This is a genomic window from Klebsiella sp. HMSC25G12 (assembly GCF_001807705.1).
GTDB classification, from domain to species: domain Bacteria; phylum Pseudomonadota; class Gammaproteobacteria; order Enterobacterales; family Enterobacteriaceae; genus Klebsiella; species Klebsiella variicola.
This window is the reverse complement of record NZ_KV789895.1, coordinates 98,818-125,068: the sequence shown is the minus strand read 5'-3', so window position 1 is coordinate 125,068 and position 26,251 is coordinate 98,818. Positions and strand designations below refer to the sequence as shown.

Below are 26,251 nucleotides of genomic sequence, written 5' to 3'. Positions count from 1 at the left end.
CCTGTCTCCGCATTAGTAAGTACGAATCTTCGGCGGGAATGCCGGACGCAGTTTCGGTTCCATGTTGACGCTACGACGCGTCATGGATTCCGACTCTGGCAGATACAGGGAATGGCACAGCCAGTTTTCATCATCACGATCCGGGAAGTCGATGCGGCTATGGGCGCCACGGCTTTCAGTACGGAAGTTAGCGGACACGGCGGTCGCAAACGCGGTCTCCATCAGGTTGTCCAACTCCAGGCACTCGACGCGCTGGGTGTTGAACTCGCTGGAAGTATCGTCGAGACGCGCGTTTTTCAGGCGCTCGCGGATCACTTTCAGTTGCTCCAGACCTTTGTGCATCGCATCGCCTTCGCGGAACACCGAGAAGTTGTGCTGCATACATTCCTGCAGTGCTTTGCGGATTTCCACCGGGTCTTCGCCGGAGCGGGTATTGTTCCAGCGATTGAGGCGGTCCAGCGAGCCTTCGACATCCGATTCGCTGGCGTCGCGCAGCGTGCCCTGCTCGGCGATGGACTCCTGCAGATGCAGGCCCGCCGCGCGGCCGAAGACCACCAGGTCGAGCAGCGAGTTGCCGCCCAGACGGTTGGCGCCGTGGACCGATACGCAGGCAATTTCGCCTACCGCGAACAGGCCCGGGATCACCACGTCTTCGCCCTTCTCATTCACGGTCAGCGCCTGACCGGTGACTTTGGTCGGGATACCGCCCATCATGTAGTGGCAGGTTGGGATAACCGGGATTGGCTCTTTCACCGGATCGACGTGAGCAAAGGTACGGGACAGCTCAAGGATACCTGGCAGACGAGATTCCAGAACCTCTTTACCCAGGTGATCCAGTTTCAGTTTCGCATGCGGGCCCCACGGACCATCGCAGCCGCGGCCTTCGCGAATTTCGATCATGATGGAACGCGCCACCACGTCACGACCCGCCAGGTCTTTGGCGTTCGGGGCATAACGCTCCATAAAGCGCTCGCCGTGTTTGTTCAGCAGGTAACCGCCTTCGCCGCGGCAACCTTCGGTGACCAGCACCCCTGCCCCGGCGATGCCGGTCGGGTGGAACTGCCACATTTCCATATCCTGCACCGGAACGCCGGCGCGGATGGCCATCCCGACGCCGTCACCGGTGTTGATGTGGGCGTTGGTGGTGGACTGATAAATACGGCCTGCGCCGCCGGTCGCCAGCACGGTGGCGCGGGCTTTAAAGTAGACCACTTCGCCGGTCTCGATGCACAGGGCGGTACAACCGACCACCGCGCCGTCCTGGTTTTTCACCAGATCGAGGGCATACCATTCGGAGAAGATAGTGGTGTGGTTTTTCAGGTTCTGTTGATACAGGGTGTGCAACAGCGCGTGGCCGGTACGGTCAGCCGCCGCTGCGGTGCGTGCCGCTTGCTCGCCGCCGAAGTTTTTCGACTGGCCGCCGAACGGGCGCTGATAAATACGGCCGTCGTCAAGACGGGAGAACGGCAGGCCCATATGTTCCAGCTCAAGAATCGCTTCCGGGCCGGTCTTACACATATATTCGATGGCGTCCTGGTCGCCAATATAGTCCGACCCTTTTACGGTGTCGTACATATGCCATTCCCAGTTATCTTCATGGGAGTTACCGAGCGCGACGGTGATACCACCCTGCGCGGATACGGTATGGGAACGGGTAGGGAACACTTTGGAGAGCAGTGCACAGGTCTGTCCGCTCTGGGAAATTTGCAGCGCCGCGCGCATACCTGCGCCGCCGGCACCGATAACAACAGCATCAAACTCTCTGACTGGCAATTTCATTACACACCCCACACCACAACAAATCCATAAAGAACGTAAGCCACCAGCGCCACAACGATAGCCAGTTGCAGAACCAGGCGCAGAGCCAGTGGTTTAACGTAGTCCGTTAACACCTGCCACATCCCGATCCAGGCATGGATGAGAATGGAGACGAGAGCCAGCAGAGTGAAGACTTTAGTGAAGCCGGAGGCAAAGAATCCGGTCCACACTTCCCATGAGATTTCACCGGTGGTGGCGAAGAAGCCAACCATGTAGATGATGTAGAGGGTCAGAACGATGGCGGTAGCACGGACCAGAATAAAGTCATGTACGCCGTTGCGTCCCAGTGCTGAGGCGTTGCTTACCATACGAGGACTCCTGCGAGAAGTGAAAGCACGACAGTAATAACAAAAGAGATTTTGGCGGAACGTTTCCCTGCTTCGAGGGTTTCGTCCAGGTAGCCAAAGTCCATCATCAGATGGCGGATACCGACAACGACATGATAGGCCAGTGCGGTGAGAATGCCCCACATGATGAACTTCACAAAGAAGCTATCCATGATCGAGGCCGCCGTCAGAAAACCTTCAGGGGAGGAAAGGCTGGTGCCCAGCAACCAAAGCAGAATTCCGACCGCCACGAAGGTGATGACACCGGAAACGCGATGGAGAATGGACGCTATCGCCGTGATTGGGAACCGTATCGTTTGTAGATCCAGATTGACAGGTCTTTGTTTTTTCACATTTCTTACCATGAATAACGCCCACATGCTGTTCTTATTGTTTCCTTCCTCCGGTCTGCTTGCGGGTCAGACAGCGTCCTTTCTATAACCAGAAGTCATGTTAAAACGTCTTTTCAGGCATTAAAACATCACTAAACAACGCTGGGTGGCTCGGGATTGCAGGGTGTTCCGGAGACCTGGCCGCAGTATAGGCCGTTCACAAAATCATTACAATTAACCTACATATAGTTTGTTGGGTTTTCTCCGGAACAGTGATCAAGGTCACGATAACAACATTTTTTTAATTTTTAATCACCTGATTTGACAAATATTAAACATTCTTGTTACAACCATTACCAGTTAAATGCAATAATGCTCAAAAGTTATGGGGTCACTCTTTCACCTGAGAATAAGTTATGTAACAGTGTGTCAGTATTGACCGATGTAATCAGGACAGTTATTAGTGGTATACAGGTTTTAATATTCGGACTGCTAAAACGCTGATTTGCTGTTGTTTCACCGCAGCCCTGAAGGACGTACCATCAAGCGCCGTTGCTCTGTACCCTGCCCTTTTCGCTGACGCAGAGCTGTGTGCAACATAACAAACTGGTAACGTATGCAGGCGCGGGCCGAAAGCAAATCCACCACCCGGCAGTCTTAAGCAATAAAGGCGCTAAGGAGACCATAAATGTCTGATGCTAAAGCAAAAATCACCCTGGGTGGTGACACTGCTATTGAACTGGATGTGCTAAAAGGCACGCTCGGTCAGGATGTTATTGATATTCGTAGTCTTGGTTCAAAAGGCGTATTTACTTTTGACCCAGGTTTCACATCCACCGCTTCTTGTGAATCTAAAATTACGTTTATCGATGGTGACGAGGGGATCCTGCTGCACCGCGGCTTCCCGATCGACCAGTTAGCGACCGAATCTAACTATCTCGAAGTATGTTATATTCTGCTGTACGGTGAAAAACCGACTCAGGCCGAATATGACGAATTCAAAACCACCGTCACCCGCCACACCATGATTCATGAGCAGATCACGCGTCTGTTCCATGCATTCCGTCGCGATTCCCACCCGATGGCCGTGATGTGCGGGATCACCGGCGCCCTGGCGGCGTTCTATCATGACTCCCTCGACGTGAATAACCCACGTCACCGCGAGATTGCTGCCTACCGTCTGCTGTCCAAAATGCCAACCATGGCAGCCATGTGTTACAAGTATTCTATCGGCCAGCCGTTTGTTTATCCGCGCAACGACCTCTCCTACGCCGGCAACTTCCTGCGCATGATGTTCGCGACACCGTGCGAAGAGTATGAAGTCAATCCGGTGCTTGAACGCGCGATGGATCGTATTCTGATCCTGCACGCCGATCACGAGCAGAACGCGTCGACCTCGACGGTACGTACCGCCGGCTCCTCCGGCGCTAACCCGTTCGCCTGTATCGCTGCTGGCATCGCCTCCCTGTGGGGACCGGCGCACGGCGGCGCCAACGAAGCGGCGCTGAAGATGCTGGAAGAGATCAGCTCCGTTGAGCACATTCCGGAATTTGTCCGTCGTGCGAAAGACAAGAATGACTCTTTCCGCCTGATGGGCTTCGGCCATCGTGTTTACAAAAACTACGACCCGCGCGCCACCGTGATGCGTGAAACCTGCCATGAAGTGCTGAAAGAGCTGGGCACCAAAGACGATCTGCTGCAGGTAGCCATGGAGCTGGAGCATATCGCGCTGAACGACCCGTACTTCATCGAGAAGAAACTCTACCCGAACGTCGACTTCTACTCCGGTATCATCCTGAAAGCGATGGGTATTCCGTCCTCCATGTTTACCGTTATCTTCGCCATGGCGCGTACCGTGGGCTGGATTGCGCACTGGAACGAAATGCACAGCGATGGCATGAAGATCGCCCGTCCGCGTCAGCTGTACACTGGCTACACCAAACGCGATTACCAGTCCGACATTAAGCGCTAATCTTGCCGTCCGGATGAAAAAAAACGCGCCACCTGGCGCGTTTTTTTATCTGCCTGACTGCCGGGCTTAATGCTGGCATCCGGGACACCAGTAAAACGGCCGCGAGGAGAGTGTCGTCTTCTCAATCACGCCCCCACAGCGCTCGCACCTTTCCCCGTCGCGATGGAAGACCTTAAAGCGAAACAGCGCGCCGTGATGCTTGTTGTCATCGGCCTGGCCGCGGGTGTGATACGACAACCGCGGAATAGCCAGCAGCGCGTGCGCCAGCGCATCCAGCTGACTATCGCTCAGTTCAGCGGCTTTACGCTTTCCGCTTAATCCCACCTGCCAGAGGATCTCCACCCGCAGATAGTTACCGAGCCCGGCCAGAAAAGCCTGATCCAGCAGCAGGCCGGAAAACTGACGATGGCGGAATTTGGCCGACAGCAGCCGCGCTTTCACCTCCTCCACGGTTAACGTCATATCCAGCACATCTGGCCCCACGCGCAGTAAAAACGGGTGATGGGCAACCTGCTCCGCCGTGAGCATCTCGATGTCCGAGGCGCTATAGAGCAAAATCGCCTTGCGGGCGGTCTGCAGCCTGACGCGCAGCACCCGGTTAGAGGCGGGCTGTTCCCCGGCGTCAACCACGCGCCAGACACCGTACAGCTGATTATGGCTGTACAGGGTCAGCCCGCCGGAGAAGTATGTTAACAGGGCCTTGCCGCGGGTGGCGATATGGGTCACCCGCTGGCCAATCAACAGGCTTTGATAGGGTTGCAACTGCGGAAAGGCGAACCAGGCATCGGTTAAGGGTTCGCCTTTGATTGCCGCCTCCAGTTTATCCGCCGCGCGGCGGATCTCCGGACCTTCCGGCATACTGTCATCCTTCTGTTAATGGGTGGCGCCGCCGCCCAGTTTACTATCCACCGACTGGCGCAGCGCCACGGCAATGGCCGTTTCCAGCGCTTCCCGCACGGTGACGGTCGCCATACTCGGCTCGCCGGGATGGGCCGCCGCCTGCGCCGGTAGCCATGGAATATGGATAAAGCCGCCCCTGACGCCAGCCTGCTCCTGCAGCTTATGTAGCAAACCATACATCACGTGATTGCAGACGAAGGTGCCGGCGGTTTGGGAGACCGAAGCCGGGATCCCGCGATCGCGCAACGCGCTGACGATCGCTTTGATCGGTAAGGTACTGAACCACGCCGCCGGCCCCCCGTCGACGATCGGCGTGTCGACAGGCTGCTGGCCTTTGTTATCGGGAATGCGCGCATCATCGACGTTGATAGCCACACGTTCAACGCTGATATCGACGCGACCGCCGGCCTGCCCCACGGCAATGACCAGCCTCGGCTGCAGGTCTTCTATCGCTGCGTAAAGCACCGACAGCGCCTCGCCAAACACACAGGGGAGCTGGCGGGCGATCACCGGCTGCCCGGCAATCATCGTCCCGTCCAGCTGCTTCACCACTTCCCATGAAGGGTTAACCGTTTCGCCATCAAAGGGTTCAAAACCGGTGAGCAATACTCCGGCCATCATCCTCTCCTTCGCGGTCATTCAGGTTGTCACGCTTCAGCGTCCAGTTGCGCGCTGACCAGAATATGGCGCCCGGCAAAGGCCGCCCGCAGACGGCGGGCAAAATCCAGCGCGTGCGGGCCATCGCCGTGCAGACACACCGTCTGCGCCACCACGTTCGCCCACTCGCCGCTGATACTGCGCACCCGGTGGTGCTGCACCATCTCGAGGGTTTGCGCCAGGGCCTGCTCTTCGCTGTCGATCAGCGCGCCGGGCTGGCTGCGCGGCACCAGGCTACCGTCGGCCAGGTAGCCGCGGTCGGCAAACACCTCCTGGCGCGTCGTCAGACCATAGTGCTGCCCGGCGCGGATCAGTTCGCTACCCGCCAGCCCCACCAGCACCAGCTTCGGGTTAACATCACGGATCGCGCGGGCGATCGCGTCCGCCAGCGGCGGCGACTTGGCCGCCTGGTTATAAAGCATGCCGTGCGGCTTCACATGCTGTAGCTCGCCGCCCTGCGCCTGAACGATCGCCGCCAGGGCGCCAATCTGATACAGCGTCTGGGCATAGACCGTTTCCGGCGGCAGATCCATCGCCGTACGGCCAAAATTTTCCCGGTCGGGGTATCCCGGATGGGCGCCCACCGCCACGCCGTACTTCAGCGCCTCGCGTACGCTCTGCACCATCAGTCCGGCGTCGCCGGCATGAAAGCCGCAGGCGATATTCGCCGACGAGACCAGCTGGAGCAGCGCGCTATCGTTCGCGCCCCCTTCCCCGAGATCGGCATTGAGATCAATCATCATCGTGGAGTCTCCAGGCCAGTTGTTCAAGATAACGCTGACGATCGGCCCGTGCTTTTAAGGCCTCCTCCAGCGAGCAGGCGACAAAGTGGATCGGCTGCCCCAGCGGGATCTGCGCCAGCTGGTACATATCAGCCTCAATAATGCAGGCGATGCGCGGATAGCCGCCGGTGGTTTGCGCATCGTTCATCAGGACGATGGGCTGGCCGTTATGCGGCACCTGCACTACGCCCGGCAGCAGACCGTGCGACAGCATCTCGCGATCGGTGGTCCGTTTCAACGGCTGCCCCTGCAGGCGGTAGCCCATGCGATTGCTCTGCGGACTGAGCTGCCAGGGGGAGCGCCAGAACGACGCCTGCGAGGCCGCATCAAACTCATGATACTCCGGGCCCGGCAGCGCGCGAATGCGGTTGCCCAGCGGCAGCTGCTTGACGCCGCGCGAGGTGGTAAAGCGCCGAGCGGCTTTCCCGAGCTTCAGCTGATCGCCATCCTGCAGGCGGCGTCCTTCCAGACCGCCAATCCCCGCCTTAAGATCCGTGCTGCGCGAGCCAAGCACCACCGGGACCGCGACCCCGCCCGCCACCGCCAGATAGCTGCGGATGCCATGCTGCGGCGTTTTCAGCACCAACCGTTGTCCGGCCCGGTAGGCGGTGCGCCAGCCCACCCAGACCGCTTTGCCGTCCAGCGTCGCTTCGCAGGCGGCGCCGGTCAGCGCGAACCAGCCGCTGCGGGCAAATTCGATCTCCACCTGACCGAGGGTAATCTCCAGCCCGGCGGCGTTCGCCTCGTTGCCAACCAGCAGATTGGCAATCACCAGCGAGGGATAATCCAGAGCGCCGCAGCGGCTGATGCCAGACTGGCGCAGGCCTTCTCGTCCACCGTCCTGTACCGAGGTGTACAGACCGGCGCGGATCAGGGTTAACATACCCCCTCCTTTTGCGGCACAAAGCGAATTTTATCGCCCACGCGCAACAGCGCAGGCTCCTTACGCGCCGGGTCAAACAGCGTCAACGCGGTCCGCCCCAGCAGCTGCCAGCCGCCGGGCGTCGCCAGCGGATAGATGCCGGTTTGCGCGCCGCCAATGCCCACCGATCCGGCCGGGACCCGCACGCGCGGTTCGGCGCGACGCGGGGTCACCAGCGCCGGCGGCAGCCCGCCCAGGTAGGGGAATCCCGGCTGAAAACCAATAAACCAGACCAGGTATTCCACCGAGGCATGCAGCTCCACAACCTGTTTTTCACTCAGGCCGCTGTGTTGCGCCACCACCCCGAGATCCGGCCCGGCCTCGCCGCCGTAAACGACCGGAATGGTTAATGACCTCGACTCCGGCTCCAGCGCAAGACTCTCCTCCCACCAGCGCTGCAGACGGTCTATCGCCTCCCACGCCATCTCCTGCGGGCGGCGGAGCACCACGGTGATATTGTTCATGCCGGGAATGGCGTCAACCACCTCTTCATGGTGAGACAGACGCTGGGCCAATCCCCAGATCCGTTGCTGGCTCTCGAGCGTGACCGGCGGCTCCAGCTCCAGCACGACGGCCGTTTCTCCTAACAGATAACAACGCGCTCGCTGCACTTTTCTCTCTCCCGTCAGGCAGGGTTAGGAATATCAATAAAGGTGACATCCAGGTCGGTCGTTTCCGTCAGCCATTCACTGAGGGCGCGAATGCCGCCCCGCTCGGTGGCGTGGTGGCCGGCGGCATAAAAATGCAGCCCCTGTTCGCGGGCAGAGTGAATAGTTTGTTCCGACACCTCGCCGGTAATAAACGCATCCACCCCAAAGCGCGCCGCGGCGTCGATAAAGCTCTGGCCGCCGCCGGTACACCAGGCGACGCGGCTGACGGTGTCCGGCCCGGTATCGCCGCACCATAACGGCTTGCGCCCCAGCCGCGCTTCGATCCACGAGGCCAGTTCGAGGCCGGAAACCGGCATCGACAGTTCGCCCCAAGGCACCAGCGGTTCGATTTCACCCAGCACGTTAATCCCCAGCAGATGCGCCAGTTGCGCGTTGTTGCCCAGCTCCGGGTGGGCATCCAGCGGCAGGTGCCAGCCGTAGAGATTGATATCGTTGGCCAGCAGAGTCTTCAGGCGGCGGCGCTTCATGCCGCGGATCACTGGCGACTCGTTTTTCCAGAAATAGCCATGATGGACGATCACCGCATCCGCCTGCAGCCGAACGGCTTCATCCAGCAGCGCCTGGCTGGCCGTCACCCCGGTGACGATCGTTTGCACCGTATCACGTCCTTCCACCTGCAGACCGTTAGGGGCGAAATCACTGATGGCCGCACTATTGAGCTTGTCGTTTATCAGTTGTTCCAGTTCGCTATTTTTCATCGCCACTCCAGCAGATAATCAGGGTATACAAAGGCATAACATAACCAGATCCATTCGGGCCGTCGATAGTCCACAACCGGCACCGACCATGACTTTTTTGTTAATCCCGCATTTTGTCTACCCACCCCATCGCGCATTCGTGTATATTTATGCATTAATAAAGCATATTAAATAAACAGAAAGCCCCTCAAGCCATGAATATGACTAATAAAGCGCTATTCATGCAGAACGATCGACTTTCGCTTTACGCCAGGAAACCACACTTCTCATGAAGACAACATCATCGCAACCGCGGGCGATTTACTACGTCGTGGCGCTGCAAATCTGGGAATATTTTAGCTTCTACGGCATGCGCGCCCTGCTGATCCTCTATCTCACCAATCAGCTCAAATATGACGATAACCACGCCTATGCCCTGTTCAGCGCCTACTGTTCGCTGGTCTATGTCACGCCGATCCTCGGCGGCTATCTGGCCGATAAGCTGTTAGGCAACCGGATGGCGGTCATGCTCGGCGCGCTGCTGATGGCCATTGGCCATCTGGTGCTCGGAGCCAGCGAAACCGCCCCAGTCTTCCTCTACCTGTCGCTGGCGATCATCGTCTGCGGCTACGGGTTGTTTAAATCCAACGTCAGCTGTCTGCTGGGCGAACTCTACGAACCTGCCGATCCGCGTCGCGACGGCGGCTTCTCGCTGATGTATGCCGCGGGCAATATCGGCTCGATTATCGCGCCGATCGCCTGCGGCTACGTACAGGAGGAGTATAGCTGGGCGATGGGCTTTGCCCTGGCGGCCATCGGCATGGTGGCGGGACTGGTGATTTTTCTCTGCGGCAACCGTCACTTCCAGCATACTGCCGGCGTCAACCGCCAGGCGCTGTGCGCGCGCCGCTTCCTGCTGCCGAACTGGGGCTGGCTGCTGGTGCTGCTGGTTACCGCCCCGCTGCTGATCGCCGTGCTGTTCTGGCAGGAGTGGTCGGTGTATGCCCTGATCGTGGCCACCGTTATCGGCCTGGCGGTGCTGGCGCGGATCTACCTGCGCGCTGAAACCGATAAACAGCGTAAGGATCTGCGCCTGATCGTCGTCCTCACCGCGTTTAGCCTGCTGTTCTGGGCCTTCGCCCAGCAGGGCGGGAGCTCCATCAGCCTGTATATTGACCGCTTCGTTAATCGCCATATCATGAGCTACGAAGTCCCTACCGCCATGTTCCAGTCGGTCAACGCCTTCGCGGTGATGCTCTGCGGGATGGTGCTGGCGTGGCTGGTGAAAGAGAGCGTCGGTGGCAATCGCACCGTGCGCATCTGGGGGAAATTTGCCCTCGGTCTGGGCCTGATGAGCGCCGGGTTCTGCATCCTGACCCTCAGCGCCCGCTGGTCCGCGGCCTATGGCCAGTCGTCCATGCCGCTGATGGTGCTGGGGCTGGCGGTGATGGGTTTTGCCGAACTGTTTATCGACCCGGTCGCCATGTCGCAAATCACCCGCATTGAGATCCCGGGGGTCACCGGGGTGCTGACCGGTATCTATATGCTGCTCTCCGGGGCCATCGCCAACTATCTGGCCGGCGTCATCGCCGACCAGACCTCGCAGGCGTCCTTCGACGCCGCCGGGGCAGTGAACTACTCCATTGACGCCTACATCAAGGTCTTCAGCCAGATCACCTGGGGCGCGCTGGCCTGTGTCGGCGTGGTGCTGGTCATCTGGCTGTATCACTCGCTGAAGGTCAGGACCGGCCGTCTGGCGGTGGAGTAATTCCTTTTCTGGCGGCCTCCCAGGCCGCCAGCGTCTCCTGCCGCGCCTGTTTGTGATCGACTATCGGGCGCGGATAATCCAGTTTGATCCCCTGTTTATCCGCCCACGCCCACGGCTGATGCAGCGCCTTCTCCGGCACCTTTGCCAGCTCAGGCAGCCAGCGACGCATAAACACCCCCTGCTTATCAAACTTCTCGCCCTGGGTGGTGGGGTTAAATATGCGGAAATAGGGCGCGGCGTCGGTGCCTGTCGAGGCCGCCCACTGCCAGCCGCCGTTGTTCGCCGCCAGGTCGCCATCAATCAGTTGACTCATGAAGTAGCGCTCCCCTGCCCGCCAGTCGAGGCGCAGATCTTTCGTCAGGAAGCTGGCGACAATCATGCGCAACCGGTTATGCATCCAGCCGGTGGCGTTAAGCTGGCGCATCGCGGCATCGACTATCGGAAAGCCGGTCTCCCCGCGCTGCCAGGCCTGCAGGGCGGCGTCATCTTCACGCCAGGCGACCTTATCAGTCCATGCGATAAACGGGCGTCCTTTACAGAGTTTCGGATAGTAGACCATCAGATGGCGGTAAAACTCGCGCCAGATCAGCTCATTAAGCCAGGTTGCGCCTGCCCCGCCGTCCAGCGCGGCGGGGTGTTCCGTCAGCAGACGATGCAGGCACTGGCGCGGTGACAACACCCCGGTGGCCAGGCAGGGCGACAGGCGACTGGTCCCTTCCACGGCGGGGAAGTCACGCTGCCCCTCATACTCCGCCGCCGGTTGCTGACAAAACGCGCGCAGCCGCGCCAGCGCCGTTTTTTCATCCGCGGCAAACAGCAGCCCATCGAACGGCGTTTGCGGGTAGTTGAGCTCAGGCAGCGGCGGCGCCTGGCGGGCAGGCGCCTGGCGCGGCTTCGGCGCCGCCACGCACGCCGGGAGCCCGTCCCGCAGACGGCGAATAAACGCATTCTTAAACGGCGTGAAAACTTTATACATTTCGCCGCTGCCGGTCATGACGCTGCCGGGCGGTAACAGGACGCTGTCGTCAAAGCCCTGGCAAATGACATCGCGCAAGGTGTTCTCAACGGCGGCATCGCGCTGACGTTCATTGAATTCGTACTGATAGTTATAGAACAGGTGACTGACCTGGTGCTGCTGGCAGAAATGGGCCAGCCGTTCGACGCTGGCGGTAAAATCATCCGCCTCTTCGACCCACAGCGGTATGCCCCGTTCCGCCAGGGCGGTGTGCAGACTGTGCAAATGGCTGACGATAAACGCGGCCTGCCGCGGCGCCAGGTGATGCTCACGCCACTGCCCCGGGGTGGCGATATAGAGCGCCAGCACCTGCGCCTGCGGATCCCGGCAGGCGGCGGCCAGCGCCAGGTTATCGTGAATGCGTAAATCCGTGCGTAACCAGACCAGATGGGTGGCCATATAACTCCTCGATATCCGTCAGCAAAACTCATCTCATGATATAAGCCGGAAAAAATAGCGCGCTCCGGCAAAATAAGCACCTGCCAATTCCACTGCGGTGCATGAAAACGAGTGTAGACAAGCGACGAAAAAAAACCGCCGGGGGCAACCGGCGGTTTTCTTGTCTTCGTCGCAGCAGGACGGATTAATAGAAATCGTGAGCGGCTTTTTCCGCCTGCGCCATCCACACCGGCTGCTCGCTGGTTTTCGACCACACCCGGTGCAGCCAGCTGTAATAGCGGGCGCGATCTTTCCAGAACAGCATCACCGGCAGCGCCGCGACGCCAGCCACGACGGCGAAAGCACGACGCAGTAAAATAATATGAGCAGGATAAGCTTTGTACAACGCCATCATTTCTCTCCCCTTTGTCAGGCCGGCAAGCAGCGCCGGTAAAATTAATCATGTTTGTCTGAGCAAAATAATACCGCTCTGGTTGTAATTTTACTACTCATCCGACCACTAAAAAGCACGTATTTATACTTAATTTACATTCACCACGTAAATTAGTTACAAAAAAGTTAAATTAATACTAACCATCAGTTAAATTGTGCCTTTGTCATTTTTATACTTTTTTTACACCGCGCCCGCCGATTTTTGCGAAATCTTTGCGCCGTAATTTCTATTCTCCCGGTAAATCAAAAAAGACACCCGGAGGTGGATTGTGACTGCAGGCGTACTCACTGGCGTTGGGCTGGTGTTCCTGTTACTGGCTTATCTGGTTTATGCCTTGATACACGCGGAGGCATTCTGATGGCTGCCCAGGGATTTTTATTATTAGCCAGCTACCTGCTGGTGCTGCTGGTGCTGGCGCGCCCGCTGGGGACGTGTCTGGCGAGGATGGTGAACGATATCCCGCTTCCCGGCCTGGCCGGCGTCGAGCGCGTCCTGTGGCGCGTGGCCGGGATCCGCGCCGAGGAGATGGGCTGGCTGCAGTATTTGCTGGCGATCCTGCTGTTTAACGCCCTCGGCGGCCTGGCCCTGTTTGCCCTGCTGATGCTCCAGGGCGTGTTGCCGTTTAACCCGCAGCATCTGCCGGGATTGTCATGGGATCTGGCGCTCAACACGGCGGTCAGCTTTGTCAGCAATACCAACTGGCAGGCTTACGCCGGCGAAAGCACCATGAGCTATCTCAGCCAGATGGTCGGCCTGACGGTGCAGAATTTCCTCTCTGCCGCCACCGGGATCGCCGTGGTATTCGCCCTGACCCGCGCCTTCGCCCGGCAGAAAATGTCCGCCCTTGGCAATGCCTGGGTCGACCTGACGCGCATTACCCTGTGGCTGCTGCTGCCGCTCTCCCTGCTGGTGGCCCTGTTCTTTATTCAGCAGGGTGTGCCGCAGAATCTGCTGGCCTACCAGCCCTTTACCACCCTCGAAGGGGCGCACCAGCTGTTGCCGATGGGGCCTGTCGCCTCGCAGGAAGCGATTAAGCTGCTGGGCACCAACGGCGGCGGTTTCTTTAACGCCAACTCCGCTCACCCGTTTGAAAACCCGACCGCGCTGACCAATCTCGGGCAGATGCTGGCAATCTTCCTGATCCCGGCAGCACTGTGCTTCGCCTTCGGCGAGGTAGTGAGCGATCGCCGCCAGGGGCGCGCCATCCTGTGGGCAATGACGTTGATCTTTATCCTCTGCGTCGCCGTGGTGATGTGGGCGGAAACTCGCGGCAACCCCCACCTGCTGACGCTGGGCGCTGACAGTAGCCTGAATATGGAAGGTAAAGAGAGTCGCTTCGGTATTCTCGCCAGCAGTCTGTTCGCAGTGATCACCACTGCCGCCTCCTGCGGCGCGGTCAATGCCATGCATGACTCCTTCACCGCGCTGGGCGGCATGGTGCCGATGTGGCTGATGCAGATTGGCGAAGTGGTGTTCGGCGGCGTCGGTTCGGGCCTGTACGGCATGCTGCTGTTCGTTATGCTGGCGGTATTTATCGCCGGGCTGATGGTCGGCCGCACTCCGGAGTATCTCGGGAAGAAAATCGATGTCCGGGAAATGAAAATGATCGCCCTCGCCATTCTGGTCACCCCGACGCTGGTGCTGCTTGGCACGGCGCTGGCGATGATGACCGACGCCGGCCGCGCCGGGATGTTCAACCCTGGACCGCACGGCTTTAGCGAAGTGCTGTACGCCGTCACCTCGGCGGCCAATAACAACGGCAGCGCCTTCGCTGGCCTGGGTGCGGCGACGCCGTTCTGGAACCTGCTGCTGGCGTTCTGCATGCTGGTCGGCCGCTTCGCCGTCATCATTCCGGTGATGGCCATCGCCGGCTCGCTGGTGGCGAAGAAAATTCAACCGGCCAGCCCCGGCACCCTGGCCACCCACGACGCCCTGTTTATCGGTTTACTGATCGGCACCGTGCTGCTGGTGGGCGCCCTGACCTTTATTCCTGCGCTGGCGCTTGGCCCGCTGGCTGAACACTTTTCCTTACTTTGAGCGATGCGGAGCACCCTGTTATGAGTCGCAAACAATTAGCCCTGCTGGAGCCGACGCTGGTGCGCCAGGCGCTGCTGGATGCCGTGAAAAAACTCAGCCCGATGGTGCAATGGCGCAATCCGGTGATGTTTATCGTCTGGGTGGGCAGTCTGTTAACCACCCTGCTGGCGATCGCCATGGCTGGCGGCGCCCTGACCGGTAGCGCCACATTTACCGCCGCCGTCAGCATCTGGCTGTGGTTTACCGTGCTGTTCGCTAACTTTGCCGAAGCGATGGCGGAAGGCCGCAGCAAAGCCCAGGCCAACAGCCTGAAAGGGGTGAAAAAAACGGCCTTCGCCCGCAAACTGCGCGCCCCGCAGCATGACGCGACGGTCGACCACGTGCCGGCGGAAGACCTGCGCAAAGGCGACGTGGTGCTGGTGGAAGCCGGGGATATTATCCCCTGCGATGGCGAAGTCATCGAAGGCGGCGCCTCGGTCGACGAAAGCGCCATTACCGGCGAGTCTGCCCCGGTGATCCGTGAATCCGGTGGCGATTTTGCCTCGGTGACCGGCGGGACACGCATTCTCTCCGACTGGCTGGTGATCCGCTGCAGCGTGAACCCGGGAGAAACCTTCCTCGACCGGATGATCGCCATGGTGGAAGGCGCCCAGCGCCGTAAAACGCCGAACGAGATCGCCCTGACGATCCTGCTGATCGCCCTGACGCTGGTGTTCCTGCTGGCCACCGCCACCATCTGGCCCTTCTCGGCGTGGAGCGGCAATGCGGTCAGCGTTACCGTGCTGGTCGCCCTGCTGGTGTGCCTGATCCCGACCACCATCGGCGGGCTGCTGTCGGCCATCGGCGTCGCCGGGATGAGTCGTATGCTCGGCGCCAACGTCATCGCCACCAGTGGCCGCGCGGTGGAGGCCGCTGGCGACGTCGATGTCCTGCTGCTGGATAAAACCGGGACCATTACCCTTGGCAACCGTCAGGCTTCCGCCTTCCTGCCGGCGCGCGGCGTGGAAGAGCGAACCCTCGCCGACGCCGCCCAGCTCTCCTCGCTGGCGGATGAAACCCCTGAGGGGCGCAGCATCGTGGTGCTGGCGAAACAGCGCTTTAACCTGCGCGAACGCGATCTGCAGTCGCTGCACGCCACCTTTGTCCCTTTTACCGCGCAAACGCGGATGAGCGGCATCAATATCGATCAACGCATGATCCGCAAAGGGTCGGTGGACGCCATTCGCCGCCACGTGGAGGCCAATGGAGGCCACTTCCCTGCCGATGTCGATAAGCAGGTGGAAGAGGTCGCCCGCCAGGGGGCCACGCCGCTGGTGGTCGCCGAAGGGGAAAAGGTGCTGGGGATTATTTCGCTCAAAGATATCGTTAAAGGCGGTATCAAAGAACGTTTCGCCCAGCTGCGCAAAATGGGCATTAAAACGGTGATGATCACCGGCGATAACCGCCTGACCGCCGCGGCGATCGCCGCCGAGGCCGGGGTCGATGATTTCCTCGCCGAAGCTACGCCGGAAGCCAAGCTGGCGTTGATCCGCCAGTATCAGTCGGAAGGTCGGCTGGTGGCGATGACCGGCGACGGCACCAACGATGCGCCCGCGCTGGCTCAGGCCGACGTGGCGGTGGCCATGAACTCCGGCACCCAGGCGGCGAAGGAAGCAGGCAACATGGTCGACCTGGATTCCAACCCCACCAAGCTGATTGAGGTGGTCCATATCGGCAAACAGATGTTAATGACGCGCGGCTCGCTGACTACCTTCAGTATTGCCAACGACGTGGCGAAATATTTCGCCATTATTCCGGCGGCATTTGCCGCGGTCTATCCCCAGCTGGCCATGCTGAACGTGATGGGCCTGCATTCGCCGTCGTCAGCGATCCTTAGCGCCGTTATCTTTAACGCGCTGATCATCGTCTTCCTGATCCCGCTGGCCCTGAAAGGCGTGAGCTATCGCCCACTCTCCGCCTCGGCGATGCTGCGCCGCAACCTGTGGATCTACGGCCTCGGCGGTCTGCTGGTGCCCTTTATCGGTATTAAAGCCATCGACCTGCTGCTGACCCTGAGCGGTCTGGTGTGAGGAAAAAACTATGTCATTGATTCGTCCAGCACTTGTGCTATTTATTCTGTTAACGCTGCTCACCGGCGGCGTCTATCCTCTGCTGACCACCAGCCTGGGACAATGGTGGTTTAACTCACAGGCCAACGGCTCGCTGATCCGCCTGAACGGTGAGGTGCGCGGCTCCGGACTGATTGGCCAGAACTATACTGCCGCAGGCTATTTCCAGGGCCGCCCGTCGGCCACCGCGGAGACGGCGGATAATCCCATGGCGTCAGGCGGCAGCAACCTTGCCGCCAGCAACCCGGCGCTGGATAAAGCGGTGAGCGAGCGCGTACAGTCCCTGCGCGCCGCGAACCCGGACGCCGACCCGCGGGTGCCGGTCGAGCTGGTCACCACCTCGGCGAGCGGTCTCGATAACAACCTGACCCCGGCCGCCGCGCTGTGGCAGGTCCCCCGGGTGGCTAAAGCGCGCCAGCTGAGCGTTGAGCAGGTAAGCCAGCTGGTGAACCAGGCCACACAAACCCCGCTGCTGAGCTTCCTTGGTCAGCCGGTGGTCAATATACTGCAACTCAATATGGCGCTGGATGCCCTGAAGGATAAGTAAATGAGTGACGAGCCGCTGCGCCCGGACCCTGACCGCCTGCTGCAGCACACCGCCGCCCCGCATCGCGGCAAACTGAAAGTGTTCTTCGGCGCCTGCGCCGGGGTGGGGAAAACCTGGGCGATGCTGGCGGAAGCGCAGCGGCTGCGCGCCCAGGGGCTGGATATTCTGATTGGCGTGGCGGAGACCCACGGCCGAAAAGAGACCGCTGCGATGCTAGAGGGCCTGAGCACCCTGCCGCCGCGGCGGCTCGCTCATCGCGGGCGGTACGTGTATGAGTTCGATCTCGACGCCGCCCTCGCCCGCCGTCCGGCGCTGATTCTGGTGGATGAGCTGGCGCACAGCAACGCGCCCGGCTCCCGCCATCCGAAGCGCTGGCAGGATGTGGATGAACTGCTGGAGGCCGGGATTGATGTCTTTACCACCGTCAACGTCCAGCATCTGGAAAGCCTGAACGACGTCGTCAGCGGGATCACCGGCGTGCAGGTGCGGGAGACCGTTCCCGACCCCTTCTTTGACGCCGCAGACGACGTGGTGCTGGTGGACCTCCCCCCTGACGATCTGCGCCAGCGGCTCAATGAGGGCAAAGTCTATATCGGCGGCCAGGCCGAGCGCGCCATCGAAAACTTTTTCCGCAAGGGAAACCTGATTGCGCTGCGCGAGCTGGCTCTGCGCCGCACCGCCGACCGCGTCGATGAACAGATGCGTGCCTGGCGCGACCGCCAGGGCCAGGAGAAAGTCTGGCACACCCGCGATGCGATCCTGCTCTGTATCGGGCACAACACCGGCAGCGAAAAGCTGGTGCGCGCCGCCGCCCGGCTCGCCGCCCGCCTGGGCAGCGTCTGGCATGCAGTGTATGTCGAGACCCCTTCCCTGCACCGCCTGCCGGAAGCCCGGCGGCGGGCTATTCTCGCCGCGCTGCGTCTGGCCCAGGAGCTGGGCGCCGAAACCGCGACCCTCTCCGACCCGTCGGAAGAGAAAGCGGTCCTCCATTACGCCCGCGAACATAACCTCGGCAAAATCGTCATCGGCCGCCAGCGCAAACGCCGCTGGTGGGATCTCAGCGGCTTCGCCGACCGTCTGGCTCGCCATGCGCCGGACCTCGATCTGGTGGTGATCGCCCTCGATGAAAAACCGTCCCCTCTCCCTGCGCGGGCCAACGACAGCCGTACGGCGCTGGAAAAGTGGCGTCTGCAGCTGCAGGGCTGCGCGGTGGCGGTAGCGCTATGCGCCATCATCACCCTGGTGGCCATGCAGTGGTTGATGGCCTTCGAAGCCGCCAACCTGGTGATGCTCTATCTGCTGGGGGTGGTGATCATCGCCCTGGTCTATGGCCGCTGGCCGTCGGTGCTGGCGACGGTGATCAACGTTATCAGCTTCGATCTGTTTTTTGTCGCCCCGCGCGGAACGCTGGCGGTGTCAGATGTCCAGTATCTGCTCACTTTCGGCGTGATGCTCACCGTGGGCCTGCTTATCGGTAACCTCACCGCCGGCGTGCGCTACCAGGCACGGGTGGCGCGCTACCGTGAACGCCGTACCCGTCACCTGTATGAGATGTCTAAAGCGCTGGCGGTAGGTCGTAGCCAGCAGGATATCGCCACCACCAGCGAGCGCTTCATCGCCTCCACCTTTCAGGCCCGCAGCCAGTTGCTGCTGCCGGACGCCCAGGGAAAACTGCTGCCCTTAACCCACCAGCCAGGGCTGACCCCATGGGATGACGCCATCGCCCGCTGGAGCTTTGATAAGGGGCAGCCTGCCGGCGCCGGCACCGATACCCTGCCCGGCGTGCCGTACCAAATTTTACCGCTGAAGAGCGCCGCCCGCACCTGGGGGCTATTGGTGGTGGAGCCGGAGAATCTGCGCCAGCTGATGATCCCGGAGCAGCAGCGGTTGCTGGAGACCTTTACCCTGCTGGTGGCCAGCGCCCTGGAGCGCCTCACCCTGACCGCCAGCGAAGAGCAGGCCCGGCTGACCAGCGAGCGGGAAAGCCTGCGTAACTCGCTGCTCGCCGCCCTGTCGCACGATCTGCGTACTCCGCTGACCGTGCTGTTTGGCCAGGCGGAAATTCTGACCCTCGATCTGGCCAGCGAAGGTTCAAAGCATGCTCCGCAGGCCAATGAAATTCGCCAGCATGTGCTCAACACCACCCGTCTGGTGAACAATCTGCTGGATATGGCGCGGATCCAGTCCGGCGGCTTTAATCTGCATAAGGAGTGGCTGACGCTGGAGGAAGTGGTCGGCAGCGCGCTGCGCATGCTCGAACCGAGCCTCGGCGGCCAGCACATTCAGTTGGATCTCCCCGATCCCCTCCAGCTGGTGCATGTCGACGGGCCGCTGTTCGAGCGGGTGCTGATCAACCTGCTGGAAAATGCCCATAAGTATGCCGGCGCCCGGGCGAACATCGGCATCCGCGCCGAGGCGGACGCCCGGCAGCTGTCGCTGGAGGTATGGGATAACGGTCCGGGGATCCCGGCAGGCCAGGAACAGGCTATCTTTGATAAATTCGCCCGCGGCAACAAAGAGTCGGCGATCCCTGGCGTCGGGCTGGGCCTTGCCATCTGTCAGGCCATCGTCGACGTTCACGGCGGGACCATCTCCGCCAGCAACCGGCCCGAGGGCGGTGCCTCATTCCGTGTTACACTGCCGGGAGAAACGCCCCCTGAACTGGAAGAGCTACCTGAGGAATTGTGATTAACGTTCTGATTATCGAAGACGAACACGCTATCCGACGCTTTCTGCGCACCGCGCTGGAAGCCGACGGCATGCGCGTATTTGAAGCGGAAACCCTGCAGCGTGGGCTGATTGAAGCCGCTACCCGTAAGCCCGACCTCGCGATCCTCGATCTGGGCCTGCCGGATGGTGACGGCATTGATTTTATTCGCGACCTGCGTCAGTGGAGCCAGATGCCGATTATCGTCCTGTCAGCGCGTAGCGAAGAGCATGACAAAATTGCCGCCCTGGATGCCGGCGCCGATGACTACTTAAGTAAACCCTTTGGCATCGGCGAGCTGCAGGCCCGCCTGCGCGTCGCGCTGCGTCGCCACGGCGCGGCGCAGGCCGATGAGCCAGTGGTGCGCTTCGCTGACCTGGAGGTCAATATCCCCGCCCGCCGCATCCTGCGCGGCAGCGAAGAGATCCACCTGACGCCCATCGAGTTTCGTCTGCTGGCGGCGCTGTTGAATAATCCCGGCAAAGTGCTTACCCAGCGCCAGTTGCTGAATCAGGTGTGGGGGCCTAACGCCGTGGAGCACAGCCACTATCTGCGGATCTATATGGGTCATTTGCGACAAAAGCTGGAGGCCGATCCGGCACGGCCGCAGCATTTGCTGACCGAAACCGGCATTGGCTATCGCTTTATGCCCTGAGCCCCGCCTCTGCAGTACCAGAGGCTGGCGATTTTCAGCCCTTCAGAGAGCAGCAGAAAACCGGCCAGGATCGCTACATGCCTGATGCCGGCAGCCTGAATCAGCCACAGACCCAGCGACAGCGAAGGCTGCATAAACACCAGTCTGAGCGGCGCCTGCCCCCAGGCCAGCCACAGCGCATAGCGGCTCTGACGGAAAAAGAGGATCATCGATAGCGGGATGCTGATAATCAGCAGAACATTCAGCGGATACAGCCAGACCGCCCCAGAGCCGTAAGTATGCAGCAGCTGGAGATAAGCCAGCAGGTCGTCGTAAAAAGGGAGGCGGCGGTGGGCAATATTCCACCATAAGAATTGCAGGACGAAAAAGAGATCCATCCACGCCCAGAATAAAAACAGGGACTTCCGTTGTATTTTCATCGCTATCCTTGCGAAAAAAATCAGGCCCACAAGGGGCCTGATGTTTGGCTGCGGTTACGCGTTCTTCAGCACTTCGCTGACAATCTCTACCGCTTCTTTTTCAATCAGCTTGCGATGCTCTTCGCCGAGGAAGCTTTCGCAGTAGATCTTGTAGGCGTCTTCGGTGCCTGACGGACGCGCCGCGAACCAGCCGTTGTCGGTCATCACCTTCAGGCCGCCAATCGCCGCCCCGTTGCCCGGCGCCGCGGTCAGACGAGCAGTGATCGGATCGCCCGCCAGGGTGTCAGCGCTGACCATTTCCGGAGAGAGCTTGGACAGCGCCGCTTTCTGCGCGGAAGTTGCGGAAGCCTGCAGGCGGTTGTAGCTCGGCGCACCGAAGCGTTCAGCCAGTTCGTTATAATGCTCCTGCGGGTTTTTCCCGGTCACTGCGGTGATTTCCGCCGCCAGCAGGCACATGATGATGCCGTCTTTATCGGTGGACCATGGCGTGCCGTCAAAGCGCAGGAAGGAGGCCCCAGCGCTCTCTTCGCCGCCGAAGCCGAAGCTGCCGTCGAACAGGCCGTCGACAAACCATTTAAAGCCCACCGGCACTTCCACCAGCTTGCGGCCCAGATCGTTCACCACCCGGTCAATCATCGCGGAGGAGACTAGCGTTTTCCCCACCGCCACCTCTTTGCCCCACTGCGGACGATGCTGGAACAGGTAGTTGATCGCTACCGCCAGGTAGTGGTTCGGGTTCATCAACCCGGCTGGGGTGACAATCCCGTGGCGGTCGTAATCCGGATCGTTAGCAAACGCCAGATCGAACTTATCGCGCAGCGCCAGCAGGCCTGCCATCGCACACTCTGAGGAGCAGTCCATACGGATGGCGCCGTCTTTATCGAGGTGCATAAAGCGGAAGGTCTGGTCAACCTGATCGTTCACAATGGTCAGATTGAGCTTGTAGTGTTCGCCAATGCGTTTCCAGTATTCGATACCGGACCCGCCCAGCGGATCGACGCCCAGCGTCAGGCCCGCTTTCTGGATCGCCGCCATGTCGACGATGTCCGCCAGCCCTTCAATGAACGGCTGCACCAGATCCTGTTCTTTAACGTGACCAGAAGCCAGCGCCGCGTCCAGAGAAATGCGTTTCACGCCCTGCAGGCCGGCGGCCAGCAGTTCGTTGGCGCGGTTTTCCACCACTTTGGTGACGTTGGTATCAGCCGGGCCGCCGTTTGGCGGGTTGTACTTGATACCACCATCTTCCGGCGGGTTGTGTGACGGGGTGATCACAATGCCGTCTGCCAGCGGACCGCCTTTTTTGTTATGCACCAGAATCGCATTGGAGACCGCCGGCGTCGGAGTGAAGCCGTTGTTTTCCTGCACGATCACGTCAACGCCGTTGGCGGTTAACACTTCCAGCACCGAAATAAACGCCGGCTCGGAAAGGGCGTGGGTATCTTTGCCGACATAGCACGGACCGGTGATCCCGTTCTTCGCACGATCTTCCGCAATGGCCTGGGCGATGGCCAGGATATGCGGTTCGTTGAAGTTGTGGCGCGCCGCGCTACCGCGATGGCCAGAGGTGCCGAATTTTACCGCATGCTCCGCATTACCGACTTCAGGCTTCAGCACGTAGTACTGAGCAGTCAGTTGGGCGACGTTAATCAAATCACTCTGTTGCGCAGGCTGCCCCGCACGTTTATCGATTGCCATTGCCTGATCCTTCTGGTGCAAATGTTAAAAAGCTAGATCGTGCCGCAAACCTTTTCAATCAGCTCCGCAGGGAACTGCATCGACTGCATGATGTGCTCAATCATGCTGCATTTACGGCCGGTATTGGTATTAGTGATAACCCACCACGGTGTACCAGGAACCTGTTTTGGTTTGGTCTGATTACCGCTTTTCAGCAGCGTACGCGCATCTTCTGCGAAGTAGACGCGCGTGCGGCCATGCAGAGACTCAGTCGCCTCGGCAAATGCTTTATTGTCCAGAGAATAGAGGGTCGTCAACACCAGCATGAAACGGTTCACCGCGCGCTTCTGCTCGGCGTATTCATCAGATAACAGCAGCTCGCGCATGGCGCGGACTTTATCTTTCGCCGGGTTAGCGGGTTTCACCTCCACGGCAGGCGCTGGCGCCAGTGCCGGCGCGTCTTTGCTGACCGGTGTAGCCGGTTGGGAAACGGCGGAAAATTTCAGCATGCGCCGTAAAATGTCGGATGCGCTCTCGCCGATATGCAGAGTGTGGCTGGCAATATAGCGATAGAGTTCATCATCAACTTCAATTGTTTTCATCTTAATCCAGTGCGATATCTTTTCTGAATACAAATCGTTGGGATTATAAGTACAAATCCCAACCGCGGATAGCGTCAAACCAGGATGGCGGTAAAACTCAGAAAACTTCTGGGTCTTGCAGCCGGATGGCAGAATGTCCAACATAATACCCTAACCCGACGGAGCGAAAAAAAGAACTTTGCCATGAAATTAAATAGCCGAGCGCAATCTGCACAGAATCCGCACAACCACTCCCCGATCGTGCTGGTCCACGGTCTGTTTGGCAGCCTGGACAACCTGGGCATCCTCGCCCGCGACCTGATCGCCGACCACGATATTGTGCAGGTCGATATGCGCAACCACGGTTTGTCGCCGCGATCGCCAGAGATGACCTACCCCGCCATGGCGCAGGATCTGCTTGATACGCTCGACGCGCACCAGATCGAGCGCGCCACCTTTATCGGCCATTCGATGGGCGGGAAAGCGGTGATGGCGTTGACCGCCCTGGCGCCGGAACGCATCAGCGGACTGGTGGCGATCGATATCGCGCCGGTGGATTATCATGTGCGCCGCCATGATGAGATCTTCGCCGCTATCCGCGCCGTCAGCGAATCCTCCGCCAGCAGCCGCCAGCAGGCGGCGCAGGTGATGCGTGAGCATCTGCGGGAAGAGGGCGTGATTCAGTTCCTGCTGAAATCTTTTGTCGACGGCGAATGGCGCTTTAACGTGCCGGTGCTGTGGGACCAGTACCCGCATATCGTCGGCTGGGAAACCATTCCGGCCTGGCCGCACCCGACGCAGTTTATTCCCGGCGGCAACTCGCCCTATGTGACCGACGCCTACCGCGACGCGCTGCTGGCGCAGTTCCCGCAGGCCCGGGCGCACGTCATCGCTGGCGCCGGACACTGGGTGCATGCCGAGAAACCCGAGGCGGTGTTACGCGCCATCCGCCGCTATCTGACGAGCATCGCCGCCTGATTGGCTAAAATATGCCCGACCGCGCCGCAGAATGCCCGCGGTCGTTGGCGCAGCCGTTCGCCTGATGTATGATGGCGCGCTATCTGCGCCGGCTAGAGCCCGGCAGCTTGTTTCCCCGAAGTCACTCAGAATCATGGCAAAAGAACAAACGGACCGTACGACATTAGATTTGTTCGCAAACGAGCGTCGCCCGGGAAGACCGAAAACCAATCCGCTGTCGCGCGATGAACAACTGCGCATCAACAAACGTAACCAGCTGAAACGCGATAAGGTTCGCGGGCTGAAGCGCGTCGAGTTAAAACTCAACGCCGACGCGGTCGATGCGCTCAATGAACTGGCGGAAGCGCGTAATATGAGCCGCAGCGATCTCATTGAAGAGATGCTGATGACCCAATTGCGCGCCCTGCACAGCCAGGGAAAAGTCTAACTTTCCGCGAAAAATCCGCATTCGTGTAGCAGAGTGTGCAGTCGGGCGTGATTGCTGTTTCCGCGCCCTTGCCTGTTCTGCTATGATTGCCGTTATCTATGGGCATCGCGTCCCTACCACATCATTTAAGTTTCAAGAGGTTATTTTACTCATGGCAATCATCGGCATCTTTTTTGGCAGCGACACCGGCAACACCGAAAATATTGCAAAAATGATTCAAAAGCAGCTTGGTAAAGATGTTGCTGATGTTCACGACATTGCCAAAAGCAGCAAAGAAGACCTGGAAGCCCACGACATTCTGCTGCTCGGTATCCCGACCTGGTACTACGGCGAAGCGCAGTGTGACTGGGACGACTTCTTCCCGACGCTGGAAGAGATCGACTTCAATGGTAAACTGGTGGCGCTGTTCGGCTGTGGCGACCAGGAAGACTACGCAGAATACTTCTGCGACGCGCTGGGCACCATCCGCGACATCATTGAGCCGCGCGGCGCGACCATCGTCGGTCACTGGCCGACAGCCGGGTATCATTTTGAGGCCTCCAAAGGCCTGGCGGATGACGACCACTTCGTCGGCCTCGCCATTGATGAAGACCGCCAGCCGGAGCTGACCAACGAGCGCGTTGAGAAATGGGTGAAGCAGGTTGCCGAAGAGCTGCACCTCGAAGAAATCAAAAACGCCTGATGATTAAGCGGCGCAATCATTGAGTTGCGTCGCATTAATAGACAAAAGCAATCAAACTAATAGCTACAAGTTTTTAACTTTTAATCACATATCTGTACAATGTCCTCTGATTCTACGAGGCACGTGACGCAGTTTGTAGCTGGTGCCTCGTTTTTGACAGCAAACCAGGCCTGATACTTGCAGTTTTCATTTACCAGTGGCAGTTCTATAATGAGACGCATTACGTCGGGTTAATTTCTGTATGACTTCCGTTGAAGGAAGTAGATCGTTTAGCAACAGGACAGATTCCGCATGACTGACAACAATACCGCATTAAAGAAGGCTGGCCTGAAAGTCACACTTCCTCGACTGAAAATCCTTGAAGTGCTGCAGGAACCGGATAACCATCATGTCAGTGCGGAAGACTTATATAAACGCCTGATCGACATGGGCGAAGAGATCGGTCTGGCGACCGTTTACCGCGTACTCAACCAGTTTGATGATGCCGGTATCGTGACTCGTCATAATTTTGAAGGCGGTAAATCCGTTTTCGAACTGACCCAGCAGCATCACCACGATCACCTGATTTGCCTCGACTGCGGCAAAGTGATCGAATTCAGCGATGACTCGATCGAATTACGCCAGCGTGAAATTGCCTCCCGCCACGGCATCCGCCTGACCAACCACAGTCTGTATCTGTACGGCCACTGTGCGGAAGGTGATTGCCGCGAGGACGAACACGCCCACGACGCGGTGGAAAAATAATTCCCCGCTTCGCTGAGACT

26 protein-coding genes are annotated in these 26,251 nt (G+C 59.5%); 12 read left to right on the top strand and 14 right to left on the bottom strand.

What is annotated here, in order from left to right; genetic code table 11:
* Window positions 1-12 precede the first annotated feature (12 nt).
* Genes sdhA through sdhC form a run of 3 tightly spaced genes read right to left on the bottom strand, consistent with a single transcriptional unit; the run spans window position 13 to window position 2,524 of the window.
* Entirely contained in the window at window positions 13-1,779 is a 1,767-nt protein-coding gene (sdhA, locus tag HMPREF3096_RS15345; protein ID WP_070544520.1) for a succinate dehydrogenase flavoprotein subunit, read from the bottom strand.
* A complete protein-coding gene (gene sdhD / locus HMPREF3096_RS15340) occupies window positions 1,779-2,126 on the bottom strand; it encodes a succinate dehydrogenase membrane anchor subunit (protein ID WP_002894949.1) in 348 nt (115 codons plus the stop codon). The genes sdhA and sdhD overlap by 1 nt, the downstream gene beginning before the upstream one ends.
* Entirely contained in the window at window positions 2,120-2,524 is a 405-nt protein-coding gene (gene sdhC, locus HMPREF3096_RS15335) for a succinate dehydrogenase cytochrome b556 subunit (protein WP_004142216.1), read from the bottom strand. The genes sdhD and sdhC overlap by 7 nt, the downstream gene beginning before the upstream one ends.
* A gap of 640 nt (window positions 2,525-3,164) precedes the next feature.
* On the opposite strand from sdhC, the gene gltA reads away from it, so the two are divergent.
* Window positions 3,165-4,448, top strand: a complete 1,284-nt coding sequence (gene gltA / locus HMPREF3096_RS15330) for a citrate synthase (protein WP_008805683.1) — start codon at window positions 3,165-3,167, stop codon at window positions 4,446-4,448.
* 66 nt (window positions 4,449-4,514) lie between these two features.
* Here the strand turns inward: gltA and nei are convergent, their stop codons facing one another.
* The 6 genes from nei to HMPREF3096_RS15300 are packed head-to-tail and all read right to left on the bottom strand — an operon-like array spanning window position 4,515 to window position 9,078.
* On the bottom strand, window positions 4,515-5,306 hold the full coding sequence (nei, locus tag HMPREF3096_RS15325) for an endonuclease VIII (RefSeq protein ID WP_032729683.1): 792 nt from the start codon (window positions 5,304-5,306) through the stop codon (window positions 4,515-4,517).
* 15 nt (window positions 5,307-5,321) lie between these two features.
* Complete coding sequence (gene pcp, locus HMPREF3096_RS15320; protein ID WP_008805681.1) at window positions 5,322-5,966, bottom strand: pyroglutamyl-peptidase I; 645 nt, start codon at window positions 5,964-5,966, stop codon at window positions 5,322-5,324.
* A 29-nt stretch (window positions 5,967-5,995) separates the two neighbouring features.
* Window positions 5,996-6,748 (bottom strand): 5-oxoprolinase subunit PxpA, encoded by a 753-nt coding sequence (gene pxpA / locus HMPREF3096_RS15315; RefSeq protein WP_016160506.1) that lies wholly within the window; start codon window positions 6,746-6,748, stop codon window positions 5,996-5,998.
* Complete coding sequence (gene pxpC / locus HMPREF3096_RS15310) at window positions 6,738-7,670, bottom strand: 5-oxoprolinase subunit PxpC (protein ID WP_008805679.1); 933 nt, start codon at window positions 7,668-7,670, stop codon at window positions 6,738-6,740. Before pxpC ends, pxpA begins: the two co-directional genes overlap by 11 nt.
* The gene (gene pxpB / locus HMPREF3096_RS15305; RefSeq protein ID WP_032729681.1) at window positions 7,664-8,320 is read right to left on the bottom strand and encodes a 5-oxoprolinase subunit PxpB; all 657 of its coding nucleotides are present in this window, start codon (window positions 8,318-8,320) and stop codon (window positions 7,664-7,666) included. The genes pxpC and pxpB overlap by 7 nt, the downstream gene beginning before the upstream one ends.
* A 14-nt stretch (window positions 8,321-8,334) precedes the next feature.
* Complete coding sequence (locus HMPREF3096_RS15300; RefSeq protein WP_008805677.1) at window positions 8,335-9,078, bottom strand: type 2 GTP cyclohydrolase I; 744 nt, start codon at window positions 9,076-9,078, stop codon at window positions 8,335-8,337.
* A 268-nt stretch (window positions 9,079-9,346) separates the two neighbouring features.
* On the opposite strand from HMPREF3096_RS15300, the gene HMPREF3096_RS15295 reads away from it, so the two are divergent.
* Window positions 9,347-10,825 carry an MFS transporter gene (locus HMPREF3096_RS15295; RefSeq protein ID WP_032729679.1) on the top strand — a complete coding sequence of 493 codons (1,479 nt, stop codon included), beginning with the start codon at window positions 9,347-9,349 and terminating at the stop codon, window positions 10,823-10,825.
* On the opposite strand, the gene phrB is transcribed toward HMPREF3096_RS15295, so the two are convergent.
* The gene (gene phrB / locus HMPREF3096_RS15290; protein ID WP_032729677.1) at window positions 10,797-12,239 is read right to left on the bottom strand and encodes a deoxyribodipyrimidine photo-lyase; all 1,443 of its coding nucleotides are present in this window, start codon (window positions 12,237-12,239) and stop codon (window positions 10,797-10,799) included. The genes HMPREF3096_RS15295 and phrB overlap by 29 nt on opposite strands.
* A gap of 184 nt (window positions 12,240-12,423) precedes the next feature.
* The gene (locus tag HMPREF3096_RS15285; protein WP_004142243.1) at window positions 12,424-12,633 is read right to left on the bottom strand and encodes a DUF2517 family protein; all 210 of its coding nucleotides are present in this window, start codon (window positions 12,631-12,633) and stop codon (window positions 12,424-12,426) included.
* Between the two features lie 307 nt (window positions 12,634-12,940).
* Between HMPREF3096_RS15285 and kdpF the strand changes: the two genes are divergently transcribed.
* Genes kdpF through kdpE form a run of 6 tightly spaced genes read left to right on the top strand, consistent with a single transcriptional unit; the run spans window position 12,941 to window position 20,726 of the window.
* Window positions 12,941-13,030 (top strand): K(+)-transporting ATPase subunit F, encoded by a 90-nt coding sequence (gene kdpF, locus HMPREF3096_RS30185; protein WP_020323459.1) that lies wholly within the window; start codon window positions 12,941-12,943, stop codon window positions 13,028-13,030.
* Window positions 13,030-14,709, top strand: coding sequence for a potassium-transporting ATPase subunit KdpA (kdpA, locus tag HMPREF3096_RS15280; protein WP_032729674.1), 1,680 nt, complete (start codon window positions 13,030-13,032; stop codon window positions 14,707-14,709). Before kdpF ends, kdpA begins: the two co-directional genes overlap by 1 nt.
* A 20-nt stretch (window positions 14,710-14,729) precedes the next feature.
* Window positions 14,730-16,778, top strand: a complete 2,049-nt coding sequence (gene kdpB, locus HMPREF3096_RS15275) for a potassium-transporting ATPase subunit KdpB (RefSeq protein WP_008805672.1) — start codon at window positions 14,730-14,732, stop codon at window positions 16,776-16,778.
* Between the two features lie 10 nt (window positions 16,779-16,788).
* Window positions 16,789-17,364 carry a potassium-transporting ATPase subunit KdpC gene (gene kdpC / locus HMPREF3096_RS15270; RefSeq protein ID WP_032729672.1) on the top strand — a complete coding sequence of 192 codons (576 nt, stop codon included), beginning with the start codon at window positions 16,789-16,791 and terminating at the stop codon, window positions 17,362-17,364.
* Window positions 17,365-20,052, top strand: a complete 2,688-nt coding sequence (kdpD, locus tag HMPREF3096_RS15265) for a two-component system sensor histidine kinase KdpD (protein WP_070544519.1) — start codon at window positions 17,365-17,367, stop codon at window positions 20,050-20,052.
* Window positions 20,049-20,726 (top strand): two-component system response regulator KdpE, encoded by a 678-nt coding sequence (gene kdpE / locus HMPREF3096_RS15260; RefSeq protein WP_002894776.1) that lies wholly within the window; start codon window positions 20,049-20,051, stop codon window positions 20,724-20,726. The genes kdpD and kdpE overlap by 4 nt, the downstream gene beginning before the upstream one ends.
* On the opposite strand, the gene HMPREF3096_RS15255 is transcribed toward kdpE, so the two are convergent.
* The 3 genes from HMPREF3096_RS15255 to seqA are packed head-to-tail and all read right to left on the bottom strand — an operon-like array spanning window position 20,708 to window position 23,421.
* Window positions 20,708-21,145: a hypothetical protein gene (locus HMPREF3096_RS15255; protein WP_022065689.1), complete on the bottom strand. Its 438-nt coding sequence runs from the start codon at window positions 21,143-21,145 to the stop codon at window positions 20,708-20,710. The two genes, kdpE and HMPREF3096_RS15255, sit on opposite strands and share 19 nt — an antisense overlap.
* 54 nt (window positions 21,146-21,199) lie before the next feature.
* Entirely contained in the window at window positions 21,200-22,840 is a 1,641-nt protein-coding gene (gene pgm, locus HMPREF3096_RS15250; RefSeq protein WP_002894773.1) for a phosphoglucomutase (alpha-D-glucose-1,6-bisphosphate-dependent), read from the bottom strand.
* A gap of 32 nt (window positions 22,841-22,872) precedes the next feature.
* Window positions 22,873-23,421: a replication initiation negative regulator SeqA gene (gene seqA, locus HMPREF3096_RS15245; RefSeq protein WP_032729665.1), complete on the bottom strand. Its 549-nt coding sequence runs from the start codon at window positions 23,419-23,421 to the stop codon at window positions 22,873-22,875.
* Between the two features lie 183 nt (window positions 23,422-23,604).
* Between seqA and ybfF the strand changes: the two genes are divergently transcribed.
* From ybfF to fur, 4 genes are all read left to right on the top strand, one after another.
* Entirely contained in the window at window positions 23,605-24,378 is a 774-nt protein-coding gene (gene ybfF, locus HMPREF3096_RS15240) for an esterase (protein ID WP_012542440.1), read from the top strand.
* 133 nt (window positions 24,379-24,511) lie between these two features.
* A complete protein-coding gene (ybfE, locus tag HMPREF3096_RS15235) occupies window positions 24,512-24,805 on the top strand; it encodes a LexA regulated protein (RefSeq protein WP_012542441.1) in 294 nt (97 codons plus the stop codon).
* A gap of 151 nt (window positions 24,806-24,956) precedes the next feature.
* On the top strand, window positions 24,957-25,487 hold the full coding sequence (gene fldA / locus HMPREF3096_RS15230) for a flavodoxin FldA (protein WP_002894765.1): 531 nt from the start codon (window positions 24,957-24,959) through the stop codon (window positions 25,485-25,487).
* A 291-nt stretch (window positions 25,488-25,778) separates the two neighbouring features.
* Window positions 25,779-26,231 carry a ferric iron uptake transcriptional regulator gene (gene fur / locus HMPREF3096_RS15225; protein WP_002894761.1) on the top strand — a complete coding sequence of 151 codons (453 nt, stop codon included), beginning with the start codon at window positions 25,779-25,781 and terminating at the stop codon, window positions 26,229-26,231.
* Window positions 26,232-26,251: the final 20 nt, after the last annotated feature.